Raw genomic sequence first — 25,251 nt, 5'->3', positions numbered from 1 at the left:
CGCCCTCATGCGGCGCCTCATCGTCATCGCAAACGCGCGCCTGCGCGACGCCTTCGCCGAAAAACGACAGGTCGCCACGAACTGAGTTGATGACGGCGGAGGGGTAAGCGGGAGGCCATGGGTTCACCTGAACCCGACTTCGCAGTCCTGCCTCGCCGCATCCACCCTTGCACCCCTTCAGACCGGGGGCGTAAACGACGGCTCCCAGAGGAGTTTTCGCGATGACCGACCGCCAGCCCGGCTTCAACACCCTCGCGATCCACGCGGGCGCGACCCCCGACCCGGCGACGGGCGCGCGGGCGACGCCGATCTACCAGACCACGAGCTTCGTGTTCGACGACGTCGATCACGCCGCCTCGCTGTTCGGGCTGCAGGCCTTCGGCAACATCTACACCCGCATCACCAACCCGACGAACGCGGTGCTGGAGGAGCGCATCGCGGCGCTCGAAGGCGGCACGGCGGCGCTCGCGGTGGCCTCGGGCCACGCCGCCGAGTTCCTGACGATGCACGCCCTGATGCAGCCGGGCGACGAGTTCATCGCGGCCAACAAGCTCTACGGCGGCTCGATCAACCAGTTCAACCATTCCTACAAGAACTTCGGCTGGCAGGTGGTCTGGGCCGACACCGACGATCCGGACTCGTTCGAGCGCGCCATCACCCCGCGCACCAAGGCGATCTTCTGTGAATCCATCGCCAACCCCGGCGGCGTGATCACGGATATCGCGGCGCTGAGCGTCATCGCCAAGCGCCACAACATCCCGCTCATCGTCGACAACACGATGGCGACGCCGTACCTGATCAAGCCGTTCGAGTTCGGTGCCGACATCGTCGTCCACTCGGCCACCAAGTTCTTGGGCGGCCACGGCAATTCGATCGGCGGGCTCATCGTCGACGGCGGCACGTTCCAGTGGCAGGGCGACGCGCGCTATCCGATGTTGTCAGAGCCCCGGCCCGAATATGCCGGCATGGTGCTGGCCGAAACGTTCGGGAATTTCGGCTTCGCGATCGCGGTGCGGGTTCTCTCGCTTCGCGATCTCGGGCCGGCGCTCTCGCCGTTCAACGCCTTCCTGATCCTCAACGGCATCGAGACCCTGCCCTTGCGGATGCAGCGGCATTCCGACAACGCGCTTCAGGTCGCCAAATTCCTGGCCAGCCACGAGCTCGTCGATTGGGTGAGCTATCCGGGGCTGGAGACCGACAAGTATCACGCGCTGGCGCAGCGCTACACGCCCAAGGGCGCGGGCGCGGTGTTCACCTTCGGCCTGAAAGGTGGCTACGAGGCCGGCGTGAAGCTGGTGTCGAACCTCCAACTCTTCAGCCATCTGGCCAATATCGGCGACACCCGCTCGCTGGTGATCCACCCGGCCTCGACCACGCACCGCCAGCTTACCGACGCGCAGAAAAGTGCCGCGGGCGCCGGGCCGGAGGTGGTGCGGCTCTCGATCGGCATCGAGGACCCGCAGGATCTGATCGACGACCTCGACGCCGCCCTACGGGCCTGACGCGAGGCCGAGCGCGGCCCGCCAATCGCCCCGATCCACGAGAAGCAGGCCCGCCCGGTGCATCCGGGCGAGCAGCGCCCGGTCCGGGAAGCCGCGATAGGGCAGGACCGGCACGCCTTCGCCATTCGGCACCGCGCCCCGCTCTGCGATCTCGGCGATCACGGTTTCGAGTAACTCGCGCCCGCGCTCGTGCAGCAGGATCGCGGCGCGGGTCGCGCTCGTGCCGGGCGGAAGCGGCACCGCCGCCTGCGCCAGGACCGCCCCGGCATCGATCGCGACTGCAAGGCGGTGGACGGTAACGCCGAAAGCTCGGTCGCCGTCGGCGAGCGCGTGCAGGGTCGGGGTCGGGCCGCGATGGCGCGGCAGCAGGCTCGGGTGGACGTTGAGGCCGCCGAGCGGCGCCCGGTCGAGTGTGCCTTGCGAAAAAATCTGGTCGAAGTGGAACGAGACGATCAGGTCGGGGGCATATTTTGCGAAGGCTTCGGCGACCTCCGGTCCGTTCACGTCGTCCACCGTCAAAACCGGGATGCCGAGGCGGCGGCACAGCGGCGCCAGCGGCGTCGCCTCCGGGGAGCCGTTGCGCCGCAGGGCGCTCGCCGCGCCGTTGACCAGATCCGGCAGGCCGAAATTGACCGCGAGATAGGGCAGGAAGCGCGGCCCCGAGCGGGCCAGATGCCGCCGCACCTGCGCGACCAGCCCGCCGGCCGAGGGGCGCTCCGCGTGCGACAGCCCCACGAACGCGATTGTTTCCGAGTTGTCGGCAATGAAGCGGCGGAGCGCGCGGGCGTTCGGCAGCGCCTCCAGCGCGAAGATCGCGAGCTGCGGCGCGGCCCTCATCGGCGCGGCCGGTTGCGGAAGCGCAGGCCCCGCAGGCCGAGGCTCCGCACCCGTTCGGGCACCAGCAGCGCTCCGCGGGCCAGCGCCGCCAGCAGCCAGGGGAAGGCGACGACGTCGCGGTCCCGCTCCAGCCCGCGCAGGATGCGCTCCGCGGCTTCGTCGGCGCTCATCTCCAGCGGGCGCCAGCCCTTGATGACGCCGCCCATCGGCGTCTTGACGTAGCCCGGCGTCACCACGCTGACGCGCACGCCGTGCGGCTTCAGCTTGGCCCGCAGCGCCAGCCCGTGGGCCAGCAAAGCCGCCTTGGCCCCGCTATAGGCCGGCGCGTCCGGCAGCGGCGCATAGGCCGCGAGCGAGGAGACCAGCGCGATCTGCCCGCGCCCGCGCCCGCTCATCAGGGTGACGGTGGGGAGCAGCACATTGAGCGCGCCGCCATAATTGATGTCGGCGGTCTCGAACGCCGTCGCCTCGGTCTCCAGGCCGCCGGCAGGATGGCCGCCGTTCACCGCGGCGTTGACGACGACGAGGTCCAGCGGCGTCTGCCCGTCGATCTCCCGCAGCCACGCCCCGACCGTTTCGCGCTCCCGCACGTCGAACAGTCCGGTGCGAACGGACGCGCCGAGAGCCCGGCACTCGTCGGCCACGGCGTCGAGGCGCAAGCGGTCGCGACCGGTGAGGACGAGGTGCGTGCCCGGCTGTCGGGCGCAGCGCCGCGCCAGGGCGGTGCCGATGCCGCTGGAGGCGCCGGTGATGAGGATGACGGGCATCGCGACGGGATGGGGCGCGGGACGCGGCCTGTAAAGCCTGTCGCGGCCTCTGCGATCAATAGGCCGGCGAGAGCCGTCCCGCCCGCTCGGTGCCCTCGCGACGGTCGCGGGCTGCGGCCAAGGCGGCCGGCGGCAGCGCCGCCTCCAGTCGCGGCACCGCCCCGGCGACCGCCCGCTCGATGGCGGAGGGCGAGAAGTAGCCGCCGTTGATCTGGGTGCGGTGCATGACGACCCGGCGGAAATCCTCCATCAGCTCCATGTCCGGGGCGCGCGGGTTCCTCCAGAAGGTGTCGATGTCGCCCTGATGCGTCAGGCCCGGCATGTTGTAGACCGCCTGCCCGAAGGCGAGCGTCGGCCGGCCGCGCTCCAGCGCCAGCATGCCGACCGTCGAGTTCACCAGCACGACGCCGCGGCTGCCGTCGATCAGCTGGGGCAGGTCGCCGCCGTCGATGAAGTCGAGCCGGTCGTTGCAGCCGTGCCGCTTGGCCGCCTGCCGGGCGCGCTTGCGCCAGTTCATGATGCCGCTGTCGAGCGGGTGCAGCTTCACCAAGAGCCGCGTCGGCGCGCTCGAATGCCGGGCGAAGGAGGCGATCACCCGGTCCATGAAGCCCTCGACGCCGAGGAACGGCGAGTGGACGCGGATCTGGTAGTCGCTGTCGAGCTGGAGCGGGAGCAGGAAATAGTCGGCGTTGACCGCCCGGTAGTTCTCGCAGACGCGCACGGCCTCGCGCCGTGTGCGCTTGCGGCGGATGAACTTCTTGATCCAGCCGCCGTATTCCGCGGCGATGTGATTCGGCCGGTGGCTGCGGAAGCCCGGATAGAGGTAGGGGAAGCCGACATTGGCGACGTTGAAGCCGATGTCCCAGAGGCTGCGGCGGGCCATGTCGCCGGTCAGCGGCATGGCGCGGCCGGCCTGCGGCAGCTTGCGGGCGAGCGCCCGGATCTCCTCCGCGCGCTTGGGCAGCGGCGAGTTGCCGTTCACCCCGCCCTGCTCGCAGGTGATCCAGTAGGGGCGGATATAGCCCTCCTCGAACACGTGGATGCGCACGCCCATCGGCTTGGCCGTCTGGATCGCCGCCTGATGGTAGGGCCGGCAATCACCGAACAGCACGATGTCGGTGATGGCGTGCGTGCGGATATAGGCTTCGAGAAAGGCGTCCCAGCCCTCGCGGTTGCCGCGGTAATTGTCGGAGGGCAGGCGCCAGAACAGCCAGTCGCCCGCCGAGAAGTTGATGCGGCGGACATTGAATCCGCGCTCACGCAGGGCCTGACCGAGATCGGAGAAGAACGGAGACGCGATCCCCTGCAAGAACAGGAACGTCGCAGCGGGGCTGCTCGAAGCGTCTGCGCGAGGCTGCGTCATTCCGAGGCGCGGGGTCCCTGAACGCGTGAGGCGGCGGGTCGACGACATCCGAGTGAGACGCGTCGCACGTCGTCCCGGCCGCCTGCAACCGCGGCGCCGGAACATCAACACAATTCACGATCTCCGTTGCCGGCCCGCCACATTCGCGGCCGGAACGCCTTCTCTCTCGGGGGCGATTGCGGCTCGCTTGTGTCGGATCGGGCGACGATCCCCACAATCCCCGAAATTTTCATCCCGCCTCGCGCCGGGGCACCCCTTGGGCTATGGCGGGCCGGCCATGGCCGATGCGCCCTCCCCTGATCCGCGCGGGGCACACCCCCCCCTGCCCCGCTCCTTCCTGCCGCTGAGCGCGCCCCTGCGCCGCCTGCCCGCCGAGATCGAGGCCTGCACGGGGCGCCCCCTGCGCCTCGGCCGACCCGGCGCGCCCGCGCTCTGGACGCCCGGCGCGGCCTTCCCGGCTACGGGCCGGGCCGGCGTGCTGCGGGTCGCGCCGGGGCCGCTCTTGAGCCCCTACGATTCCCCCGCGACCGGCCTCTCTACCTTGCGCCTGAGCCATGCCGGGCGCCCGCTGGGCGGCGGACCGCCCCCGCCGGGCCTTGCCGAGGCCCTGCGCGCGTCGGGTCTCAGCGGCTTCAACCGCTTCCCGCGGGGCCATGGGACGAAAGCCTTCGCCGCCGAACCACGCCCGTCGCTCGCCCTGATCGACCCCGATCTCGCCGCCGCACGCCGCACCCCCGCCTTCCTGGCGCAGTTGCTGCGCGCCTTTCCCGACGAGTGTTTCGTCGCCGCCGGGCCCGAGGGTTGCCCGCCCACCGGCCTGCCACATGACCCGCGGCTGACGATTTTCGCCGAGCCCGTCGATCCGTTCGCGCTGTTCCCTCTGGCCGGCCGCATCCACGTCGCCTCCTCGGCGGCGGCCTGCGAGGCGCATCTCGCCGGCTTTCCCGCCCTGTGCACCGACCCGTCGCGCGGCCCGGTGCCGGTGGAGGCGGCCGGCTCGCTGACCCTGCGCTTCGGCGCGGGCGTGCATGCCTTCGATCCGTGGACGCGCCGGCCGATCCCGCTCCTCGACGCGGTCGAGCGGGTGGCGTGGCTCACCGCGCGCTTCCGCGGCAACGGCCGCCGCATCGTCCTCGTCGGCGTCTCGGGCTGGAAGCGGGAGGCGCTCGACGCCTTCGCCGACGGTCCCGGCGGACGGCCGCTGCACACGATGGCGGCCGCCGAGGCGGTGGCGCTGGCCCGCCGGCACGACGGCGCGGTCTGGGCCTGGGCGACGCGCTGCCCGGAGGCGCTGCCGCGGCTCTGCACGGAGGCCGGCCTGCCCTTCGCCCGCGTCGAGGACGGTTTTCTGCGCTCGGTCGGACTCGGCGCGAGCCTGAAGCCGGGCGCCTCCATCGTCGTCGACGATCGCGGCATCTACTACGACCCGCGCGTCGAGAGCCGGCTCGCCCATCTCCTGAAGGACACCGTTTTTCCGCCCGAGCTGACCGGGCGGGCGGGCGCGTTGCGCGCCGCGATCGTGGCGCGGCGGCTCAGCAAGTACAATGTCGGGCTCGCCGCCGGCGGCCTGGACGTCCCGCAAGGGCGGCGCATCGTGCTGGTGCCGGGGCAGGTCGAGGACGACGCCTCGGTGCTGACCGGCTCGCAGGCGGTGCGCGGCAACCTCGCGCTGCTGAGGGCGGCGCGGGCCCGCAACCCCGACGCCTTCCTGCTCTACAAGCCGCATCCGGACGTGGAGGCGGGTTTTCGCACGGGCGCGATCCCCGAGGACGCGACGCGCGCGCTCGCCGACCGCGTGGTGACCGGCCTGTCCATCGTCGACCTGCTCGACCGGGTCCACCACGTCGAGACCATGACCTCGCTGGCGGGCTTCGAAGCGCTGATTCGCGGCCTCACCGTCGCGACCCACGGGCGCCCGTTCTATGCCGGCTGGGGCCTCACCGAGGACCTGGCGCCCGGCGCCGATCGCGGCCGGCGCCTCGCCCTCGACGAGCTGGTGGCGGGCGCGCTGCTCATCTACCCGCTCTATCTCGATCCGGTGGCGATGAAGCCCTGCACGCCCGAGCACCTGCTCGACCGGCTGAGCGAAGCCCGCGCGGGGGCGCCCGCGACGGCGCTCGCCCTCAAGGCCCTGCCGCACGCGGTGATGCGGGCGCGCTACGCGCTGCTGAACCCGATCCTGCGCCGCCTGCGCGCCCGCCGCGGCGTCGATCCGGGACGCTGATTCGATGGCTCCCGCAACCCTGCTGGTGCCGCTCGCCATCGCGCTCGCCGCCTCCTTCGCCGTCGAGGCGGCGACCGGCGCGCGACGCCCGAGCCCGAGGCCGGCCGACCTCGCCGTGCGCGCCCTCGGCTACGCTCTGGTGACGGCCTTCTGGTTCCAGTTCTCGTGGCGGCCCTGGCTCGCCGCCGCCTCCTGCCTGCTGACCGTGGCGATCCTGGCCGGCGTCGACCGGCTCAAGCGCCGGGTGATCGGCGAGCCGCCGGTCTTCAGCGACCTCGCCCTGCTGGCGCAGGTGCCGCGCCATCCCGACCTCTACTACACCCGCTCGCCCGCCGATCCGCGCGTGGCCGTGCCGCTGCTCCTCGGCCTCGCCGTGATCGCGGCGTGGTACGCCCTGGAGCCGACCGCCCTGCCCGACGGCATCGCCGCCGCCCTCGCGGCCGTCGCGGCGCTGCCGCTGGGGCTCGCCGCCGTCGTCGCGCTGCTCCGCACGCCCCCCGGCCGGGCCGGGGTGCGGCGTCTGTTTCCGCGGCCCGATCTGGCGACTGACGTCGCCCGCTTCGGCATCCTCGCGACCATGATGGGCTACGCGCTGCGCCGCCGCGACGAAACCTTCGAGCCGGCTCCGTCCCCGCCCGTCCTGCCCCCGGGCGCGCCCGACGACGAGGTGATCGTCGTCGTCCAGCTCGAATCCTTCCTCGATCCCACCCGGCTCGGCGGCGCACCGCTCCCCGTCATGGCCCGCATCCGGGCGGAGGCCGCGCAGTACGGGCGCCTCGCCGTGCCGGCCCACGGCGCCTACACGATGCGGACCGAGCACGCGGTCCTGACCGGCCGCGAGCCCGAAAGCCTCGGCTTCGGCCGCTACGACCCCTATCTCGCCCGGGGCGGCGACGAGCCGACGAGCCTCGCCCGGCTCGCCCGCACGAAGAGCTTCGCCACGATCTTCGTGCATCCCTTCCATCGCGACTTCTTCGACCGGGCACGGGTCTTCGGACGCCTCGGCTTCGACCGGCTCGTCATGGAGGAGGATTTTTCCGGCGCGCGCCGGGTCGGCCCCTACGTCGCCGACGAGGCGGTGGCCGAGCGCATCCTCGCGGAGGTCGCGGACGGGGCGCCTCGCTTCGTCTTCGCCGTCACCATGGAGAACCACGGCCCCTGGAAGCCGGGCCGGCTTCCCGGCGTCGAGGCGGGCCTCGCGCAATACGGCCGTCACGCCGCCGGCACGGGCCGCGCGGTCGAGCGGCTGATCGACGGGCTCAAGGGGCGGCGGGCGACGCTCTGCGTGTTCGGCGACCACGCGCCCTCCCTGCCGGAGTGCCGCCCGCGCCCCGAGGGCCCGGTCGCGACCGACTACGCCGTGTTCCGCTTCTCCGCCCCGGCGGAGCGCGCCCCCCGTCGCGTCGACCTGACGGCGGCGCAGCTCGGCTGTCTCCTGCGGGACGCACTGGCCTCAAATCGGCCGGGATTAAAGGGCCAAGCGTGACCGTAGCACCGCCGTGACGTAAGGGTACCTCCCCGTGCCCGGCGTCGCCGCGCGGCGTCCGGCTGGTCGAGGCGGCGTTAAATGGATCGCAGCAAATCCACGGCCATGCTCGGCCGACAGGGACCGGTCCGCCGGTCCGCCCCGAGCCGGATGGAGATGTCCATGACCCGTGCGGCTTGCCGTATCGCGACGCTTTCGACCCTCGCCGCCGCGCTCGCGGTGTCGGGGTGCTCGGTGCTTCCGACCTCGGGTCCGACCTCGCGGGCGATCGAGGCGGGGGCCGACATCGCCACGGCCGAGGGCACGTTCGCCCGCTACGAGATCATCGACATCGACCCCGCCATCGTCGAGGCCCTGCGCACCCGCCCCCTCGACAGCCTGCTCGTCACCTTCGGCGACAACCGGCCGGCGGCCGAGCCGCTCATCGGCGTGGGCGACGCCGTCTCGGTCCAGGTCTGGGAGGCGGGCTCGGGCGGCCTGTTCTCCGGCCCGCTGGTGGCCGACCGCTTCTCCGCCGGCTCCAAGTCCGCCACCATCCCCGAGCAGATCGTCGGCCCCGACGGCGCGATCTCCGTGCCGTATGCCGGCCGCATCAAGGTCGCCGGGCGGCGCACCCAGGACGTCCAGAGCCTGATCGAGACCGAACTCGCCGGCAAGGCGATCCAGCCGCAGGTGCTCGTCACCGTCACCCGGCCGGTCTCGCAATCCGTCACCGTCACCGGCGAGGCCGCCGGCGGCTCTCGCGTGCCGCTGACCGGCCGCGGCGACCGCTTGCTCGACGTGATCGCGCTCGCCGGCGGCGTGCGCTCCCCCGTCGCCGAGACCTTCGTGCGGCTGTCGCGGGCCGGCCGCACCGTCACCGTGCCGATGAGCACCATCGTCTCGAACCCGCGCGAGAACATTTTTGTCCGCGCGAACGATACCCTCACCCTGGTGCGCGATCCGCAGACCTTCCTCGCGGTGGGCGCGGTCGGCAACACCACCGAGATCCCGTTCGGGGCCGAGGGCCTGACCATGGCGCAGGCGCTCGCCCGCGCCTCGGGCCTCACCGATAACCGGGCCAATCCGGAGGGCGTCTACATCTTCCGCTACGAGCCGGCGCCCCTGGTGCGGCGGCTGCGGCCGACCTCGCCGCTGCTCGGCACACCGCTGGTGCCGGTGGTGTACCGGATCAACATGCGCGATCCGCAGAGCCTGTTCCTGACCCAGACCTTCCGGATGCGCAACCGCGACCTGCTCTACGTGTCGAGCGCGCCGTTCTCCGAGGTCGCCAAGGTGCTCAGCGTCGTCTCCACCGTCGCCTCCCCCGTCGGATCCGCCGCCGGCATCTACCGGCTGTCGCAGTAGGGCGCACCCTAGGATCATCGTCCGGCCCCTCTCGTCCCCGCTTCATCCGAAAGGCCGACTTGCCAAGCCACCCCCGCGCATCGTTCCATGCGGCGGGGAGCGCTCGGACGGCAGGCCGGATCGGCCTGCAGAGGACGCGGGAAACAGGATCGTCGTCCTGACCGACGGTCACGATCCGGGCCGACAGACCTTGGCAAAGGCGCGGCCGGCTGGGAAACAGGCGACATGACGGTCCGACGCCTCCTCGTCCTCGGCACCCTGCTGATCGGGTTCGCCACATCGGCGATGCCCGCCGCGGCGGAGATCACGGTCGGCGTGGCGGTGCCGCGCACCGGCCCCTACGTCGCGGTGGGCGAGCAGGTCCTGCGCGGCGTGCAGGCGGCGGCGCGCGACGCCAACGCCAAGGGCGGCCTCGACGGGCAGACCATCGTCCTCGACGTGCAGGACGATTCCTGCGACTCGAATCAGGCGGTGGCCGTCGCCAACCACTACGTCCAGTCCAACGTGCGCCTCGTGGTCGGCCATGTCTGCTCGAACGCATCGCTCGCGGCCTCCGAGGTCTATGCCGCCAACGGAATCGTGATGATCACCGCGGCCTCGGTCGCGGCCAAGCTGACCGACCGCGGGTTGCCGACGATCTTCCGGGTCTGCGGTCGGGACGACGACCAGGGCAAGCTCTCCGCCGCGATCCTGGCCGAGCGCTTCCGCGACCGGAAGATCGCGATCGTCAACGACCTGTCGCCGGCCTCGCGCCAGCTCGCCGCGGCCACCAAGGACAATCTCAACCGCATCGGCGTCAACGAGGCCCTGTTCACCGCCTTCCAGGCAAGCGATGCCGACGACGCGGCGCTGGCGGACCGGCTCAAGGCCGCGGGCATCGACGTGGTCTATTACGGCGGCGACGCGCAGGAGATGGGCCGGCTCGTGCGCATCGCAGCCGAGCGGGGCTTTCGCCCGCAATGGTTCGGCACCTCGGCCATCGCCACGCCGGATTTCGCCAAGATCGCGGGCGGTGGCGCCAGCAACGGCGTGCTGATGACCTTCTACCTCGATCCGAGCCGCAAGCCGGAGGCGCAGAGCGTGGTCTCCGGCTTCAAGGCGCAGAACATCGAGGCCGACGGCTCGATGATCTACGGCTACGCCGCGCTCCAGGTGCTGGTGGCGGCGGCCAACTTCGCCCACAGCACCGACCCCGCCGTGATCGCCCGGACGCTGCACGCCGAGCGCTTCGACACGGTGCTCGGGACGGTCGGCTTCGACGCCAAGGGCGACATCACCGCCCAGGGCTACGTGCTCTACGTCTGGCGCGACGGGAACTTCACGCCGGCGAAGGGGAATTGAGGGGGCCATCGACGCCCTCCCCGTCGTTGCGGGGCGGAGCCGAGGCCAGGACGGCGTGAAGGCGGAAGCGTCGCGAAAAACCTAATCCCGGAGTGCCGCGTCCACCTCGGCCCCGCGGTTGAGGTCGCGCATGATCGCGTCGAGCTGCGGGCGCTTGCGCAGCTGCAGCGCGTGGAGCCTGCGCACCGCCTCGCTCAAGCTGCCGCCCCGGCCCAACATCGCGTCGGCGAAGGCGATCATCCGGGCGTTCGGCCACGCCTTCTCCCGCTGCTCGTGCAGGCGGGCGATCAGCGTGTCGGCGGGCGTGTCCGGCTCTCCTTGCGCGAGCAGGCTCGCGAGCGCCGCGGTCGAGCGCGAGATGCCGACATGGCAGTGGACGAGGATGTGGACCTCAGCCTCCGACGCCGCCGCCTCGCGGCCGAAGGCCAGGATCGTCTCCATGTCCTCCCGCTCCGGCAGGACGATGCCGGGCGCCGGCGCGATGGCGTCGTGGAAGCGCAGGGTGATCCGGTGATGCGTGCCGTAGGTCGCGAAGGCGGTCGGGTCGGCCCGGTCGGGATCGAGGATCGACAGGATGTGGCTGACGCCCCGCGCCTCGTGCTCGACGAGCTCGTCGAGGCCGCAGACGGTGTGGAGGTGGAGGTTCTCGGTACGCACGCCAACCCCCTACCACGCGGCCGCCCGCGAGGCGACGCTTTCCCGCCTCCCCTCTTCGCGTGTAAGGCACGCACGCGGCAGCCATCGCCGCCGGGATGCGAGGCCGGACGACACGATGCCCCAGCGGATCCTGCCCCGGCGCGCGCTCCTCGCCGCCGGCATCGGTGGCGTCGCGCTCGGCGCCCCGGCCCGCGCCCAGCCGGCGACGCCGGAGCTGCGCTGGCGCCTCTCCTCCGGGTTCGCCCGCAATCTCGACATCCTGTTCGGCGCCGCCGAGAGTTTCTCCCGGTCGGTGGCCGAGGCGACCGACGGGCGCTTCCAGATCCAGGTCACGGCCGCGGGCGAGAGCGTGCCCGCCGACGGGCTGCTCGATGCGGTCGGCGGCGCCAAGGTCGAGATGGGCCACGCCCCCGCGACCCTCGGCATGGGCAAGAACCCCGCTTTCGCCCTCGCTACGGCGATGCCGTTCGGCCTCAACGCCCGGGGTCAGAACGCGTGGTGGCTCCAGGGCGGGGCGGCGGAACTCTTCTCCGAGATCTTCGCCAAGCAGGGGCTCACGGCGCTCCCCGGCGGCAACACCGGCGCGCAGATGGGCGGCTGGTTCCGCAAGGAGATCAAGACGGTGGGCGATCTCCAGGGGCTGAAGCTGCGGGTGACCGGGCTCGGCGCCACGGTGATGGCCAAGCTCGGCGCCGCGGTGCAGGCGACGCCCGGCCCCGAAATCTTTTCCGCTCTGGAGAGCCGGGCGCTCGACGCCGCCGAGTGGATCGGCCCGCACGACGACGAGCGGCTCGGCCTGCAGAAGGTCGCGCCGATCTACCACTATCCGGGCTTCTGGGAGGGCGGCTCGCTGCTGCACTTCTGGATCAACGCCGAGGCCTGGAAGGGTCTGCCGAAGGCGTATCAGGCGATTCTCAAGGGCGCCGCCGCGCAGGTGAACGCCGAGGTCCAGGCCCGCTACGACGCGCGCAACCCGCAGGCCCTGCGCCGGCTCGTCTCCGGCGGCGCGCAGCTTCGCCCTTTCCCGCAGGAGGTGATGGAGACCGCCTGGAAGGCGGCGAACGAGGTCTATGCCGACCTCTCGGCCAAGAACCCGGATTTCAAGCGCATCTACGAGGCGCTCCGCACCTTCCGGAACGAGGAATACCTCTGGTTCCAAGTGGCGGAATACACTTACGACAACTTCATGATCCGCGCCCGCGCCAGAGGGTGAAGCGAGGGTGGGCGGGCAAAAAAAAGCCGCCCTTGCGAGGCGGCCCGAAGTCTAGGGAGGAAACGCCCAAGGAGGGCAGCGGGACCGAGGACGCCGTCCGCGTTCCCGCAATGCACAAACTGCGCTCTCCCGGGATTTTTTCAAGGCGCCCGGCCCGCAATTGTCGTTTCCGGTGGTGCTGGAGCGCACATCCGTGCGGCCTGTATCCGAAAAGCCTCAGCCGCATTCGAACGCGTCCGACAAGGTTTCGCGCGTCCGAACGGAGTAGAACGGCGACGCTCGACCGGCACCGCGCTCGCCAGGCATTTGAACCGGCTCACGATTCCGCTCCCGCGCCAATCCGTCGCCGGGCTTTTCCACCCGCCTCGAGACCGGCGGCGGCAACCTTCGCCCGGCTGGCGCATTCGTCGCCGCAGCGGTCGTCCGGACGACGGGCCTGTCCGGCTGCCGCGAATCACTCCGCCCGGTCCGGAAGCCGACGACGCATGGCGATTCAATCCGCCCGTATCTGCATCCTGCGCGACGAGCCGCCGCGCGAGGACGCGGATCACGTGCTCTACCTGATGCAGCAATCCCAGCGCGCCGCCTTCAACCCCGCCCTCGAACTCGCGGTGGAGGAGGCGAACCGCCTCGGCCTTCCGGTGCTGGTCGGCTTCGGGCTGCTCGACGGCGCCAACGGCTTTCCCGAGGCCAATGCCCGGCACTACGCCTTCATGCTCCAGGGGCTGAGCGAGGTCGCGTCCGCTCTCGAGAAGCGCGGCATCGCCTTCCTGATGCGCCGGGGCACGCCGTCGGAGGTCGCCCTCGCTCTGTCGAAGCGCGCCGCCCTGCTGGTGCTCGACCGCGGCTATCTCACAATCCAGCGGCGCTGGTACGCCGAGATCGAGAAGGGCGCGACATGCCGCGTCGTCCAGGTGGAGGGCGACGTGGTGGTGCCGGTCGAGACCGCCTCGGGGAAGCACGAATACGCCGCGCGCACGCTGCGGCCGAAGCTCCACAAGCGCTGGGACGAGTTCTTGGAGGAGCTGAAGCCGCGCCAGGTGGCAAGGCCCGCCGAGGGGCTGAAGCCGAAGGGCGGGCTCGACGTCTCCGACCCCGAAAAGCTCCTGGGAAAGCTCACCCTCGACACCGTCGTCGGGCCGGTGAGGCGCTTCCGCGGCGGGCATGGCGAGGCCTCGCGCCGCCTCAAGTCCTTCCTGAAGGAGGCGTTCGAGGGCTACGGCGCGGGCCGAAACAAGCCCGAGGCGGGGGCGGCCTCGCATATGAGCCCCTACCTGCATTTCGGGCAGATCTCGCCGGTCGAGATCGCGCTCGCCGTCCGCGCCGCGAAGTCCGGGGATCCGGACGATCGCTCGGCCTATCTCGAGGAACTGATCGTCCGGCGCGAGCTCGCCATGAACCACGTGTTCCACACGCAAGGCTACGACGCCTACGAGACCGCCCTGCCGGACTGGGCGAAGAAGACGCTCGCCGAGCACGCCGACGACCCGCGCCCGCACCTCTATTCCGAGAAGGAACTGGCCGAAGGCCGGACCCACGACCATTACTGGAACGTGGCGATGCGGGAGATGCGCGAGACCGGCTACATGCACAACCAGCTGCGCATGTACTGGGGCAAGAAGATCCTCGAATGGTCGCCCTCCCCCGCCGAGGGCTTTGCCGTGACGCTGCGGCTCAACAACCGCTACTTCCTCGACGGGCGCGACGCGAATTCCTTCACCAACGTCGCCTGGGTCTACGGCCTGCACGACCGCCCCTGGCAGACCCGCAAGGTTTTCGGCAGCGTGCGCTACCAGAGCGAGAACTCGCTCAAGAAGTTCGACGCCAAGTCCTATGAGCAGGCGGTGACGCGGCTGTGCGAGGCGGAAGAGGGCTGAGCGTTCAGCGCTTCAGGCAGCCCATCAGCCCGTCCACCTGCCCCATCCGCCCCTGGATGCGGGCGGCGATCCTCCGCACCCCCGGCGTGGGCTTGCCCGCGCTGCGCAGGATCGGGTTCGGCAGGACGGCTGCGAGCAGCGCCGCCTCGTTGCGGGTCAGGTCGCGGGCGCTCTTGCGGAACCAGTGGCGGGCGGCGGCCTCGGCGCCAAAGATCCCGTCGCCCCATTCGGCGACGTTGAGATAGATCTCCATCGTCCGCCGTTTGCCCCAGACGGCGTCGGCCATCACGGCAAGCGGGATCTCCAGGCCTTTCCGGATGTAGGAGCGGCCGGGCCAGAGGAAGACGTTCTTGACCGTCTGCATGGTGATGGTCGAGGCGCCGCGGCTCGGCCCCTCCTCGTCGTCGACGACGTCGCGGAGCGCCCCCCAATCGACCCCGTTGTGCAGGCAGAAGCGCTGGTCCTCCGAGGCCACCACCGCCTGGACCAGCGCCGGGGCGATCGCGTCGAGCGGCACGCTGTCCCGCCGCGCCGTCTCCAGCGCAAGCCAGCGTCCCAGCATCAGGGTTGAGGGCGGGGTCGCCACGCTATAGACGAGCGCCAGCGTGAGCATGAGGACGATGACGAGAAGGGGAGCAAGCGTGATCAGCGTCGCGATGCGCCGCAGCCCGCCGCCGCGCCGCCTCGGCTCCGTCACCACCCTCAGGTCGCGCCCGCGCGGCTCCGCGTCGCTGTCATCGCTCGAGCGCACGGCGCTTCCGCCCCTCCCCGATCCAGGCCCATCCCGATGACCTCAACGCAGTCTCCCAGCCCCTCGGTCAAGGCGGATGCGTCGGGCGACCGGTTTTCCCACAGGCTCGCCGAGGTCGCCGACACCGTCGAGCGTTTTCTCGTCGAACTGCTCGGGCCGAATTTGAACGCGGGCGAGATCGCCCGGCCGCCGCGTCTGATGGAGGCGATGCGCCACGCCGTGCTCGGCGGCGGCAAGCGGCTGCGCCCGTTCCTCGCCATCGAGACCGCGCGGATGCTCGGCGGCGCGGAGGATGCGGCGCTCGCCGCGGGCGCGGGCGTCGAACTCGTCCACTGCTACAGCCTCGTCCACGACGACCTGCCGGCGATGGACGACGACGACCTGCGCCGCGGCAAGCCGACCGTGCACAAGGCTTACGACGAGGCCACCGCCATCCTCGTCGGCGACGCGCTCCAGACGCTCGCCTTCGAGGTCACCGCCGATCCGCGCTGGCAGCCGGACGCGGGCATCCGCGCCGAACTGGTGCTCGGGCTTGCCCGCGCCTCGGGGCTCGGCGGCATGGTCGGCGGCCAGCTCCTCGATCTCTCGGCGGAGGGACGCTTCGGCCCGGTCGATCTCGACATCGACGACACCCTGCGGATGCAGGCGATGAAGACCGGTGCGATCCTGGCCTTCTCGGTCGAGGCCGGCGCGCTCGTCGGCGGCGCCGATGCCGACCAGCGCGCCGCGCTCCTGCGCTTCGGCAAGGCGCTCGGTCAGGCCTTCCAGGTCGCCGACGACATCCTGGACCGCGAGGCCTCGCCGGAAGCGATGGGCAAGGCCACCGGCAAGGACAAGGACGCCGGCAAGGCCACCCTCGTCGACCGCCTCGGCCTCGACGGCGCGCGCGCCGAATGCGACCGGCTGGTCGCCGTCTGCGAGGAGGCCGTGGCCCCCTGGGGCGAGCGGGCACAGGTGCTCAAGGACGCCGCGCGCTTCACCGTGGCGCGCAAGGCGTAAGCCCTGGGACAGTCCGCCGAGGCCGGAGCCCCGCCGGCTTCCTTGATCCCGCCAAGGTTGGCTGGTCGAATCGGCCTGCCAACCGGGGCCTGCCCATGACCGTTCTCAGAGCGCTCCTCCTCGTCGGCGGCCTGATCGGCGCCGGCAGCGGCTATCTCGGCTGGGCGCTCACGAGCGAGGGCGGCTACGAGGCCGGGGGCCGGGCGCTCAAGGCGCAGGTCGGCTTCCTCACCATGCCGCATGCCGAGCGGCAGAGCCTGCGCAAGCTCGCGCTGATGAAGGCCTCGGGCGGCTGCGAGTGGGAGATCGACGAGGCGTTCTGGGGCCGGATCTACCGCCTCTATGTCGGCGAGGCGCATGGCGTGCGCGCCGCCGTCTACGACACGCTGCTTGACGAGCAGGAAAGCTACTTCCGGGCCGATGCCGACCGGAGCCGCTGCCGGGCTGCCTGGGCGCGGTTCGGCGCCGAGGGTGCCGATATCCGCGGCATCCTCCGCGCCGCCGGACGCGAGGCGCTGCCCGCTTCCGGTACCGTGATCAACGCCAGCGCCGAGGCCGGCGCGCGCTGAAGCGCGTGGGGCGTGCGCGGTGCCTATTCCCCATCTGAGCCCCATCCGCGCGCCTCGGCGAGGAGGGTCGCCCATGGACTGGCCCGGCGCCCTCGCCCTGTCCGGGACGGCATCTGTTTGGCGACCGGATCCCGACCGACCCGAACCGGCCCATCTCGCGGACACGGCCGGGAAACCGCATGGCCGGCGACGCGCTTCGGTCGAAGCGTGGCCGTTCACGGAAATTTGTATTCGAAAGCTGAAACCTTCTTTTGATATGACGATTACCCTGCTCCTCGTACGAGACTTTCATATTTTCCGCCCATAAATGTGCTTGTTTTGCCACATCGAACGCAGATCGATAAGGGAGCGATTCAATTACTGACCATTCCCCTTGCGATGCAGTCCGCACCCGCGCAGGCTGCAGCCGTAAGCCAATATTTGGGCGGGAGCGTCACGTGGTCCTCAAGTTTCTTCGTGCGGCCGGCAAGTCCGAGCCCGCAGCGACGCCCGCGGGCGTCGATCTCGCCGCCGGTCGGCGCGCCTTCATCCAGAGCGTCGGCCTCGGCGTGGCCGGCTCGGCGATCGTCGGCCCGGCCGCCTTCAGCCCGGCGGCGGCGCAGACCGTCACCGACACCGACATCCTCAACTTCGCCCTCAACCTCGAATATCTCGAGGCCGAGTTCTACCTGCGTGCCGCCACCGGCCGCGGCCTGGCCGACTCGGAAGTCTCCGGCACCGGCACGCTCGGCGCCGTCACCGGCGGCCGTCAGGTGAACTTCGCCACCTCGGCGATCCGCAACTACGCCGTCGAGATCGCCAGCGAGGAGCGCATCCACGTCCAGTTCCTGCGCAGCGCGCTGGGCTCGGCCCGCGTCGCCCGTCCGGCGGTCAACCTGACCACCTCGTTCACCGCCGCGGCCCAGGCCGCCGGCCTGATCACCTCCGGCCAGACCTTCGACGCCTTCGCCGACGAGACCAACTTCCTGCTCGCCTCCTACATCTTCGAGGATGTCGGCGTGTCGGCCTACCTCGGCGCCGCCCCGCTCATCTCCAACAAGTCGATCCTGGCGGCGGCCGGCGGCATCCTCGCCGCGGAGGCGTACCACGCCGGCACGATCCGCACGGTGCTCTACAGCCGCGGCCTCTACACCCCGGCGCTGCGGATCTCGGACGCCCGCGACTCGCTCGACGGCTCGACCGACCTCGACCAGGGCATCGGCACCGCGACCATCGCCAACGTCTCGCTGACGAACCCGGCCAACGGCCAGGCCTATGCCCGGACGACGAGCCAGGTACTCAACATCGTCTACCTCAACCCGTCGAAGCGGCCCGGCGGCTTCTTCCCGTCCGGCCTCAACGGCACGATCCGCTGACTCTCGATCCGGGGCGGCCCCGCCGCCCCGGCCCGGACCGTGCCCTCGAACCAAGGCTGGATTTCACCATGTTCAAGAAGTTCCTGTTGGCGGGGGGCGCGTCCCTGCTGGCGGTCGGCGCGGCCCAGGCCGCCGACCTGCCGCGCCGCGCCGCGCCGCCGCCCGTCTTCACCCCCGTCCCCGTCTTCACCTGGACCGGCTTCTACGCCGGCTTCAATGCCGGCTACGCCTGGAGCGACCGGCGCCGCGAGACGGCGGTGGGCCTGATCACCGATCCGATCCCGTCCGCCGACTACCTCGCGGCGCTCGGGACCGGCACCGGCCGCGGCGATTCCGGCGGTTTCACCGGTGGCGGCCAGATCGGCTACAACGTCCAGTTCACGCCGGGCTCCGGCTTCGTGATCGGCGTCGAGGCCGACGCCGCCTATACCGACCTGACGCGGCGGAACGCGGCTTCGAACGACATCATCGGCACCACCGTCAACATCAACCTCGATTCGGCCAGCCGCAGCGAGTTGTCGTTCCTCGGCACCGTTCGCGGTCGCATCGGCTACGCCTTCGACCGGCTGCTCGTCTATGGGACCGGCGGCTTCGCCTACGGCCAGTCCACCTACGCGTCGACACTCAACATCGGCTACACCTTCGCTGGCGCTCCTCCCTTCTCCACCGGCCCGATCGCGAGCGTCACAGGCGGCTACGACCAGTTCCTGACCGGCTACGCCTATGGCGGCGGCATCGAATACGCGCTGCCGACCGACAACTTCCTGAACTTCTTCCGGTCGAGCGCGGTGACGTTCAAGGTCGAGTACCTGCACTTCGATCTCGGCAGCCGCAACGTGACCGGCTTCTACGACACCATCCCGGCCTCCGGCACGCCGGTCGCGGCGACCCAGACGCGGGTGCGCACCGAGGGCGACATCGTCCGCGCCGGCATCAACTACAAGTTCGGCTCATACTGAGCCTTTCGCACGACGAACAGAGGGCGTCCGGCTTCACCGCCGGGCGCCTTTTTTGTTTGAACGTTTGTTCGAAGGAGGCTCGGCCGAGGGGTGAGCCGTCCCCTCCCCCTGTGGGGATGAGAGCGCCCGCATCCTGCAGGCAGAGGTGGGTTGAACCGTTGTCGTCGGCCTACGGCGCCTTCGCCCGCACGCTCCACGTCGCCCAGAACACCGGACGCCCGTAGAGCGAGGAGGCGTCGCCCCCGTCGGCCCGCGGCGCCCTTCGGTCGAGCCACGTGAGGAAGCCGCCCTTATCCGGGTAGAGGCCGGGCGTCTCGAGGTTGCCGTAGCGGTCCGTCATCCAGCCGAAGCCGTCGCGGGTGACGCGGCCGAGCGCGTCGCCGCCGGAGCGCAGGCCAAGATAGGCGGTGGAATGACCCGCCGCGACCGGATCGGAAAACAGCGTCAGAGCGCTGATGCTGCCGGGCGAGAGGTCGGCGGTGTAGTGCAGGCAGATGTCGGCGATCGGGCCGCCCGAGACCGTGACCGGCCGCGAGCAGGAATAGGCGACCGCCCAGCGGTCCATGCCGCGGGCCTTGGCGACCCGCACCAGGGTGTCGGCGGGAAGCCCTTCGAGCAGGGTCGTCGGCGCGCTCCAGGTGCGTTCGGCCAGCGGATCGCGGCTGGTGCGCAGGTAGAGGCCCATGCGCCGCTTCCCGACCGGGGCGCCGCAATCGGCGGGCAGCACGTCGGTGTAGAAGTAGTGATAGGTGCGATCGACCATGCTGATCGAGCCGGACAGGCCGCGGGCCTCGAAGCCCGGCGCCGCGCAATGGCCGGTGATCGCCTTGCCGGTCTCGTCGAGCACGGGCGCGGGCTTCGGCATGCCTTCCGCCCGCCGGCCGCCGCGGCGGCGTCCGCGCCCCTCCTCCGCCTGAGGCGGCCCGCCGAACGGCATCCAGGCGGTGCCGGGCTCGGCCTCGACGCGCAGGTCGAGGCCCTGGAAGTCGTAGGTGCGGGCCTGGACGAGGACGCGGCGATGTCCGCCCTCAACCGGCTCGGTCGCCGTGGTGAGGATCGCGTAATAGGGATCGCCCGCCCAGTCGCGCCCGGCCACCATCATGGCGCTGCCCGAGGCGTCGCCCTCGTTGACCGCGGGCCACGGCTTGAAGGTCATCTTGCCCTGCTCGCGCGCCTCCCTGGCCTCCCGCCGGGCGTCGCGGCGGGCGCGCCGGCTCTCGCGGCTGTTGCGTCGCGGCTTCTGGCGCGCCTGCGCGGGGGCGGCGCCCTCGACGGCGGCGCCGACGAAGCGCGGATCGGCCTGCGGCAGGACGGTGGCGAGCGCCTCGACCTGACGGCCGATCCGCACCGAGCCGCCCGCGGCGGGGTCGTCGGCCTGGAGGTCGGCCGGGCAGGCATCCTCGCCCCGGCGGCCCTCCTTGCGGGGCGGCTCGCCGCGATAGATCACCTGCAGGGGCCCCGGCGGGCCGGCATCCTTGAGCCGCAGGATCTGCACGTCGTGAACGAAGCGGCAGGCCGGCGGCAGGGCGTAGACGCCTTCGGCCTCGTCGTCGGAGCGGCAGATTTCCAGCGCGCCGCCGCCCGTGGCGTAGCAGGCGGCGCTGCCCTTCGGCGCCGCGCCGGCCGGGCCGGCGAGCAAGGCGACGGCAAGCGCCGCCGCCCCCCGCCGGACGGAAACGGCCGGGCCACGGCAGGGTGAAAGCGAGAGGATGGGCAAGCTGGACCGGGACACGTCAGGGAAACTAGGGCGTGGGGCGGGCCTCAGGAAGGCACGCAACCGGGGCCGCAATTCACAAGAAGGGGAAACGGTTGCACGGTCGCGCCGTGGTGGAGTGCTCACGCGGACTCGCGGCGCCGGGCGAGGGCCCGGTCGAGGGCGACGACGCCCCAACCGACGACGAGGAAGGCCGCCGCGATGCCCCCCGCATAGGCGAGAACCGACCCCCAGCCGCTCTTGCCGACATCGAGGAACGGATAGGGATAGCGTGCGCCGAAGGCTCCGCGCAGGAGCGTGCAGGCGAGGTAGGCCAGCGGGTAGCAGGCCCAGAGCAGCGGATCGCGCCAGCCGAGCCGCCCCTTCGGCAGGACGGCGAGCCAGAACAGCGGCACCAGCACCGGCACGACCTGATGCAGCAGGATGTCGGCGGCGAGATCGGCGCCGCGCAGGGTGCGCAGGCCCTGCAGCAGCAGCCGCTGGACCAGCCCGACGAGGAGCGTGGCGAGCGCCGTGCCGGCGACGAGCCGGGAATGGGCGAAGGCGGGCCGGCCCAGCGCCAGCCCGGCGAAGACCACCGCGACGAGGAGGCCGGTGAGGTTCGTGAAATAGGCGACCATGATCGAGATCGCCGCCGGCACGGAGCCGGTCCGACCGTAGACGCCCCAAAACCCGACCGACACGCCGAAGGCGGCGCAGAACCCGATCAGGGCGGCGGCCCATCGGATCGAGGGGGAGAGCATCGGCGCAGGCGTCGTCACGGCGGGACCATGCCGCTTCTGCCGCCGCTTCGCGACCCGGCGATGACGCCCCAAGGCGCGCAACCCGCCTTGACAGGCCGGCCCCCGTCACGGCCGATCCCCCCGTGCTCCTCGACCTCCTCCGCTCTCTCGCGACGCCCGCCCCGGCCGCCCAGCGCCGGCTCGGCTACCTGCGCGACAGCATCTGGCTCGAATCGCGGGCGCGCCGCTGCCGGGCGGCTTGGGCGCCGCATCTCGCGGCGAGCCGGGCGGTGATGAGCGAGGCGATCCGGATCTGCCCGCGGCGCGACACGGCGGTCGTGCTGGGCTCCGGCCTCCTCGACGACGTGCCGCTCGCCGAACTCACGAAACACTTCCGGCGGGTCGTGCTGGTCGATGCCGTGCATCCGCTGGCGACGCGCCGCGCCGTCCGGACTTGTCCGAATGTCGAGTTGCTGACGGAGGATCTGAGCGGGGCCATGGCGCTGCTGACGGGCGAGGCCGCCGACCTCGATCCGCGCCTGCCGCCGGTCTGCGCCGAGCCGGAGACCGGGCTGGTGATCTCGGCCAACCTCCTGTCGCAGCTGCCGATCCGCCCCGTCGCCCGGCTGGAGGGATCGCGCCGGCCCCTCGGGTCGTGGACGCGGGCGGACGGCGACGCCTTCGGCCGGCGGATCGTCGCCGGGCATCTCGACGCGCTCGCCGCGCTCCCGGCCCGCATCTGCCTCGTCACCGATCTCGACGAGGTCGAGGTCGACCGGGAGGGCCGCGAGCACGCGCGTCACGACCTGCTCTACGGCGTGTCCCTGCCCAAGCCCGACCGCTCCTGGCTCTGGGAGCTCGCCCCCTTCGGCGAGGCGGCCCGCGGCCGGCGCCTGCTCCACCGGGTCGCGGGGTTCTCCGATTGGCGGCCGTGAGCGCCGCGCCGCGGGCCCACATCAATCGTCGTTGACTTATCGTACCCGCGTCCCCCAAACCCGCCGACGCCCTCTTTCGGGGCGCAGCACCCCAAAAAGATCACGGTCCGATCATGCCCATCCTGACCTTCCCCGACGGCAACACCCGTGCGTTCGACGCCGCGGTGACCGGCCGGACCGTGGTCGAGGGCATCGCCAAGTCGCTGGCCAAACGCACCGTCGCCATGGCGCTCGACGGCGTCGTTCAGGACCTCGACGACACCATTTCGCAGGACGCGGCCATCGAATTCATCGGCCGCGACGATCCCCGCGCGCTCGAACTCATCCGCCACGACTGCGCCCACGTGCTGGCGGAGGCCGTGCAGGCGCTCTGGCCCGGCACGCAGGTGACGATCGGCCCGGTCATCGAGAACGGCTTCTACTACGATTTCGCCAAGCCGGAGCCGTTCACGCCGGAGGATTTTCCGAAGATCGAGGCGAAGATGCGCGAGATCATCGCGCGCGATGCCCCGTTCACGAAGGAAGTCTGGAAGCGCGACGACGTGAAGACGCTCTTCGCCGACAAGGGCGAGAGCTACAAGGTCGAGCTGGTCGATGCGATCCCGCCGGGCGAGGATCTGAAGATCTATCGCCAGGGCGCGTGGTTCGACCTGTGCCGCGGCCCGCACATGACCTCGACGGGCAAGATCGGCACCGCCTTCAAGCTGATGAAGGTCGCGGGCGCCTATTGGCGGGGCGATGCCGCCAACCCGATGCTGACGCGCATCTACGGCACCGCCTGGGCGTCACAGGCCGATCTCGACGCGTATCTGCATCGTCTCGAAGAGGCCGAGCGCCGCGACCACCGGCGGCTGGGCAAGGAAATGGACCTGTTCCACTTCCAAGAGGAAGGCCCCGGCGTCGTGTTCTGGCACGCCAAGGGCTGGACGGTGTTCCAGGAGTTGATCGCCTACATGCGCCGCCGCCTGAAGGGCGACTACGCCGAGGTGAACGCGCCGCAGATCCTCGACAAGTCGCTGTGGGAGACCTCCGGCCACTGGGGCTGGTACCGCGAGAACATGTTCGCGGCCCAGTCGGCGGGCGACGAGGCCGAGGACAAGCGCTGGTTCGCGCTGAAGCCGATGAACTGCCCCGGCCACGTGCAGATCTTCAAGCACGGCCTGAAATCCTACCGCGACCTGCCCCTTCGCATGGCCGAGTTCGGCGTGGTCCACCGCTACGAGCCGTCGGGCGCCATGCACGGCCTGATGCGCGTGCGCGGATTCACCCAGGACGACGCGCACATCTTCTGCACCGAGGACCAGCTCGCCGCCGAGTGCCTGAAGATCAACGAGCTGATCCTCTCGACCTATGCCGATTTCGGCTTCGACCAGATCCTGGTCAAGCTCTCGACCCGGCCGGAAAAACGCGTCGGTTCCGACGATCTGTGGGACCACGCGGAAGCCGTGATGACGCGGGTGCTGGGCGAGATCGAGGCGCAGTCGGGCGGGCGCATCCGCACCGCGGTGAACCCCGGCGAGGGCGCCTTCTACGGGCCGAAATTCGAGTACGTGCTGCGCGATGCCATCGGCCGCGACTGGCAATGCGGCACGACGCAGGTGGACTTCAACCTGCCGGAGCGGTTCGGCGCGACCTATATCGACGCCGACAGCCAGAAGAAGCCGCCGGTGATGGTCCACCGCGCCATCTGCGGCTCGATGGAGCGCTTCACCGGCATCCTGATCGAGCATTTCGCCGGCCACTTCCCGCTCTGGCTCGCGCCGGTGCAGATCGTGGTGGCGACGATCACCAGCGAGGCCGATCCTTACGCCCGTGAGGTCGTGCGGGTTCTGGAGCGCGCCGGTCTCCGTGTGGACGCCGACCTTCGCAACGAAAAGATCAACTACAAGGTCCGCGAGCACTCGCTCGCCAAGGTGCCGGTGCTGCTGGCTTTGGGCCGTCGCGAGGCGGAGGAGCGCACGGTCTCGGTGCGCCGGCTCGGCAGCCAGAAGACCACGACGCTGACGCTGGATGCGGCGCTCAGTGCCTTCGTCGAGGAGGCGACCTCCCCGGACCGCCGCCGGGCGGACGGCGTCGCCGAGAGCCGCCCGAGCACCGATGCGGTGCTCGATGGGCAGCATGTGGAGCAGCCGGCGCCGTAGCGCCGATTCGTCGCTTCTCCCCCCCTTCCCCCTCATCCTGAGGTGCTGCACAGCAGCCTCGAAGGAGGGGTCCAGCGTATCGCGCGATCCCTGGAGCCCTCCTTCGAGGCTCCGCTTCGCTGCGCATCTCAGGATGAGGGGGTTTGTCTGGAGTCGTAATCAGCCCGGTCGGCGTCGCTCTTCCAAATCCTCGCACACAAGCGGCGGCGGCGCCTCGACGCCGCGCCAGCGACCGTAGGACCACGGGCGGTGCCACGCCGCGCCCGGAGGCGTGCGCTCCGGCACGAGGTCGATGCCGTGGGTGCCGAACGGGCCGCAGCGGCAGATGCGCGAAAACCCCATCCAGCCGCCGGCCCAGAGCCCGTGCCGCTGGATCGCCGCGTCGGTGTATTCGGAGCAGGACGGCCAGTGTCGGCACTGGCGGCCCACCAGCCCCGAGAGGGTGAGCTGGTAGCCGCGGATCGCGAGATGGGCCGCCCGACGAATCATGGA

21 protein-coding genes are annotated in these 25,251 nt (G+C 71.2%); 13 read left to right on the top strand and 8 right to left on the bottom strand.

The genetic code is table 11. The features are described 5' to 3' along the window. Window positions 1-221: 221 nt before the first annotated feature. Window positions 222-1,502, top strand: a complete 1,281-nt coding sequence (locus HNR00_RS09140) for an O-acetylhomoserine aminocarboxypropyltransferase (RefSeq protein WP_183568208.1) — start codon at window positions 222-224, stop codon at window positions 1,500-1,502. On the opposite strand, the gene HNR00_RS09135 is transcribed toward HNR00_RS09140, so the two are convergent. Genes HNR00_RS09135 through HNR00_RS09125 form a run of 3 tightly spaced genes read right to left on the bottom strand, consistent with a single transcriptional unit; the run spans window position 1,491 to window position 4,469 of the window. Continuing rightward, window positions 1,491-2,339 (bottom strand): methionyl-tRNA formyltransferase, encoded by an 849-nt coding sequence (locus HNR00_RS09135; RefSeq protein ID WP_183568205.1) that lies wholly within the window; start codon window positions 2,337-2,339, stop codon window positions 1,491-1,493. The genes HNR00_RS09140 and HNR00_RS09135 overlap by 12 nt on opposite strands. Then, window positions 2,336-3,106 carry an SDR family NAD(P)-dependent oxidoreductase gene (locus HNR00_RS09130; RefSeq protein WP_183568202.1) on the bottom strand — a complete coding sequence of 257 codons (771 nt, stop codon included), beginning with the start codon at window positions 3,104-3,106 and terminating at the stop codon, window positions 2,336-2,338. Before HNR00_RS09130 ends, HNR00_RS09135 begins: the two co-directional genes overlap by 4 nt. Before the next feature lie 55 nt (window positions 3,107-3,161). Next, window positions 3,162-4,469: a capsule polysaccharide biogenesis protein gene (locus HNR00_RS09125; protein ID WP_183568199.1), complete on the bottom strand. Its 1,308-nt coding sequence runs from the start codon at window positions 4,467-4,469 to the stop codon at window positions 3,162-3,164. Window positions 4,470-4,746: 277 nt separating this feature from the next. Between HNR00_RS09125 and HNR00_RS09120 the strand changes: the two genes are divergently transcribed. The 4 genes from HNR00_RS09120 (at window position 4,747) to HNR00_RS09105 (ending at window position 10,867) form a co-directional block, all read left to right on the top strand. Beyond that, window positions 4,747-6,693 (top strand): capsular polysaccharide export protein, LipB/KpsS family, encoded by a 1,947-nt coding sequence (locus tag HNR00_RS09120; protein WP_183568196.1) that lies wholly within the window; start codon window positions 4,747-4,749, stop codon window positions 6,691-6,693. Between the two features lie 4 nt (window positions 6,694-6,697). Further along, entirely contained in the window at window positions 6,698-8,179 is a 1,482-nt protein-coding gene (locus tag HNR00_RS09115; protein ID WP_183568193.1) for an LTA synthase family protein, read from the top strand. A 162-nt stretch (window positions 8,180-8,341) separates the two neighbouring features. Continuing rightward, a complete protein-coding gene (locus HNR00_RS09110; RefSeq protein WP_183568190.1) occupies window positions 8,342-9,526 on the top strand; it encodes a polysaccharide biosynthesis/export family protein in 1,185 nt (394 codons plus the stop codon). Window positions 9,527-9,751: 225 nt separating this feature from the next. Continuing rightward, window positions 9,752-10,867: a branched-chain amino acid ABC transporter substrate-binding protein gene (locus tag HNR00_RS09105; protein WP_183568187.1), complete on the top strand. Its 1,116-nt coding sequence runs from the start codon at window positions 9,752-9,754 to the stop codon at window positions 10,865-10,867. An 81-nt stretch (window positions 10,868-10,948) separates the two neighbouring features. Here the strand turns inward: HNR00_RS09105 and HNR00_RS09100 are convergent, their stop codons facing one another. After that, window positions 10,949-11,524, bottom strand: coding sequence for a tyrosine phosphatase family protein (locus HNR00_RS09100; protein WP_183568185.1), 576 nt, complete (start codon window positions 11,522-11,524; stop codon window positions 10,949-10,951). A gap of 115 nt (window positions 11,525-11,639) precedes the next feature. Between HNR00_RS09100 and HNR00_RS09095 the strand changes: the two genes are divergently transcribed. Beyond that, window positions 11,640-12,737, top strand: a complete 1,098-nt coding sequence (locus HNR00_RS09095; protein WP_183568182.1) for a TRAP transporter substrate-binding protein — start codon at window positions 11,640-11,642, stop codon at window positions 12,735-12,737. 485 nt (window positions 12,738-13,222) lie between these two features. Next, window positions 13,223-14,614 (top strand): deoxyribodipyrimidine photo-lyase, encoded by a 1,392-nt coding sequence (locus HNR00_RS09090; RefSeq protein WP_183568179.1) that lies wholly within the window; start codon window positions 13,223-13,225, stop codon window positions 14,612-14,614. A 4-nt stretch (window positions 14,615-14,618) separates the two neighbouring features. Here HNR00_RS09090 and mtgA read toward each other — a convergent pair whose 3' ends face one another. Further along, complete coding sequence (gene mtgA / locus HNR00_RS09085; protein ID WP_183568175.1) at window positions 14,619-15,365, bottom strand: monofunctional biosynthetic peptidoglycan transglycosylase; 747 nt, start codon at window positions 15,363-15,365, stop codon at window positions 14,619-14,621. Between the two features lie 36 nt (window positions 15,366-15,401). Here mtgA and HNR00_RS09080 point away from each other — a divergent pair, with 36 nt between their 5' ends. The 4 genes from HNR00_RS09080 (at window position 15,402) to HNR00_RS09065 (ending at window position 19,247) form a co-directional block, all read left to right on the top strand. Then, a complete protein-coding gene (locus HNR00_RS09080; RefSeq protein ID WP_183568172.1) occupies window positions 15,402-16,364 on the top strand; it encodes a polyprenyl synthetase family protein in 963 nt (320 codons plus the stop codon). 95 nt (window positions 16,365-16,459) lie between these two features. After that, complete coding sequence (locus HNR00_RS09075) at window positions 16,460-16,933, top strand: hypothetical protein (RefSeq protein WP_246390440.1); 474 nt, start codon at window positions 16,460-16,462, stop codon at window positions 16,931-16,933. 437 nt (window positions 16,934-17,370) lie between these two features. After that, complete coding sequence (locus tag HNR00_RS09070; RefSeq protein ID WP_183568169.1) at window positions 17,371-18,288, top strand: ferritin-like domain-containing protein; 918 nt, start codon at window positions 17,371-17,373, stop codon at window positions 18,286-18,288. A 68-nt stretch (window positions 18,289-18,356) separates the two neighbouring features. Further along, on the top strand, window positions 18,357-19,247 hold the full coding sequence (locus tag HNR00_RS09065) for an outer membrane protein (protein WP_183568166.1): 891 nt from the start codon (window positions 18,357-18,359) through the stop codon (window positions 19,245-19,247). Window positions 19,248-19,416: 169 nt separating this feature from the next. On the opposite strand, the gene HNR00_RS09060 is transcribed toward HNR00_RS09065, so the two are convergent. After that, entirely contained in the window at window positions 19,417-20,886 is a 1,470-nt protein-coding gene (locus HNR00_RS09060) for a hypothetical protein (protein WP_210306366.1), read from the bottom strand. 197 nt (window positions 20,887-21,083) lie between these two features. Beyond that, on the bottom strand, window positions 21,084-21,722 hold the full coding sequence (locus HNR00_RS09055; RefSeq protein ID WP_312886022.1) for a Pr6Pr family membrane protein: 639 nt from the start codon (window positions 21,720-21,722) through the stop codon (window positions 21,084-21,086). Between the two features lie 104 nt (window positions 21,723-21,826). On the opposite strand from HNR00_RS09055, the gene HNR00_RS09050 reads away from it, so the two are divergent. Together HNR00_RS09050 and thrS are read left to right on the top strand one after the other, a co-directional pair. Beyond that, window positions 21,827-22,618: a hypothetical protein gene (locus HNR00_RS09050; RefSeq protein WP_183568163.1), complete on the top strand. Its 792-nt coding sequence runs from the start codon at window positions 21,827-21,829 to the stop codon at window positions 22,616-22,618. A gap of 113 nt (window positions 22,619-22,731) precedes the next feature. Then, the gene (gene thrS, locus HNR00_RS09045; protein WP_183568160.1) at window positions 22,732-24,759 is read left to right on the top strand and encodes a threonine--tRNA ligase; all 2,028 of its coding nucleotides are present in this window, start codon (window positions 22,732-22,734) and stop codon (window positions 24,757-24,759) included. A 159-nt stretch (window positions 24,760-24,918) separates the two neighbouring features. On the opposite strand, the gene yidD is transcribed toward thrS, so the two are convergent. Further along, window positions 24,919-25,248 (bottom strand): membrane protein insertion efficiency factor YidD, encoded by a 330-nt coding sequence (yidD, locus tag HNR00_RS09040; RefSeq protein WP_183568157.1) that lies wholly within the window; start codon window positions 25,246-25,248, stop codon window positions 24,919-24,921. Window positions 25,249-25,251 lie beyond the last annotated feature (3 nt).

Origin of the sequence: Methylorubrum rhodinum (genome assembly GCF_014199935.1) — a bacterium.
In the GTDB taxonomy this organism is placed as follows: domain Bacteria; phylum Pseudomonadota; class Alphaproteobacteria; order Rhizobiales; family Beijerinckiaceae; genus Methylobacterium; species Methylobacterium rhodinum.
The sequence above is the reverse complement of the archived record's forward strand: the minus strand, read 5'-3'. Positions and strand labels throughout refer to the sequence as shown.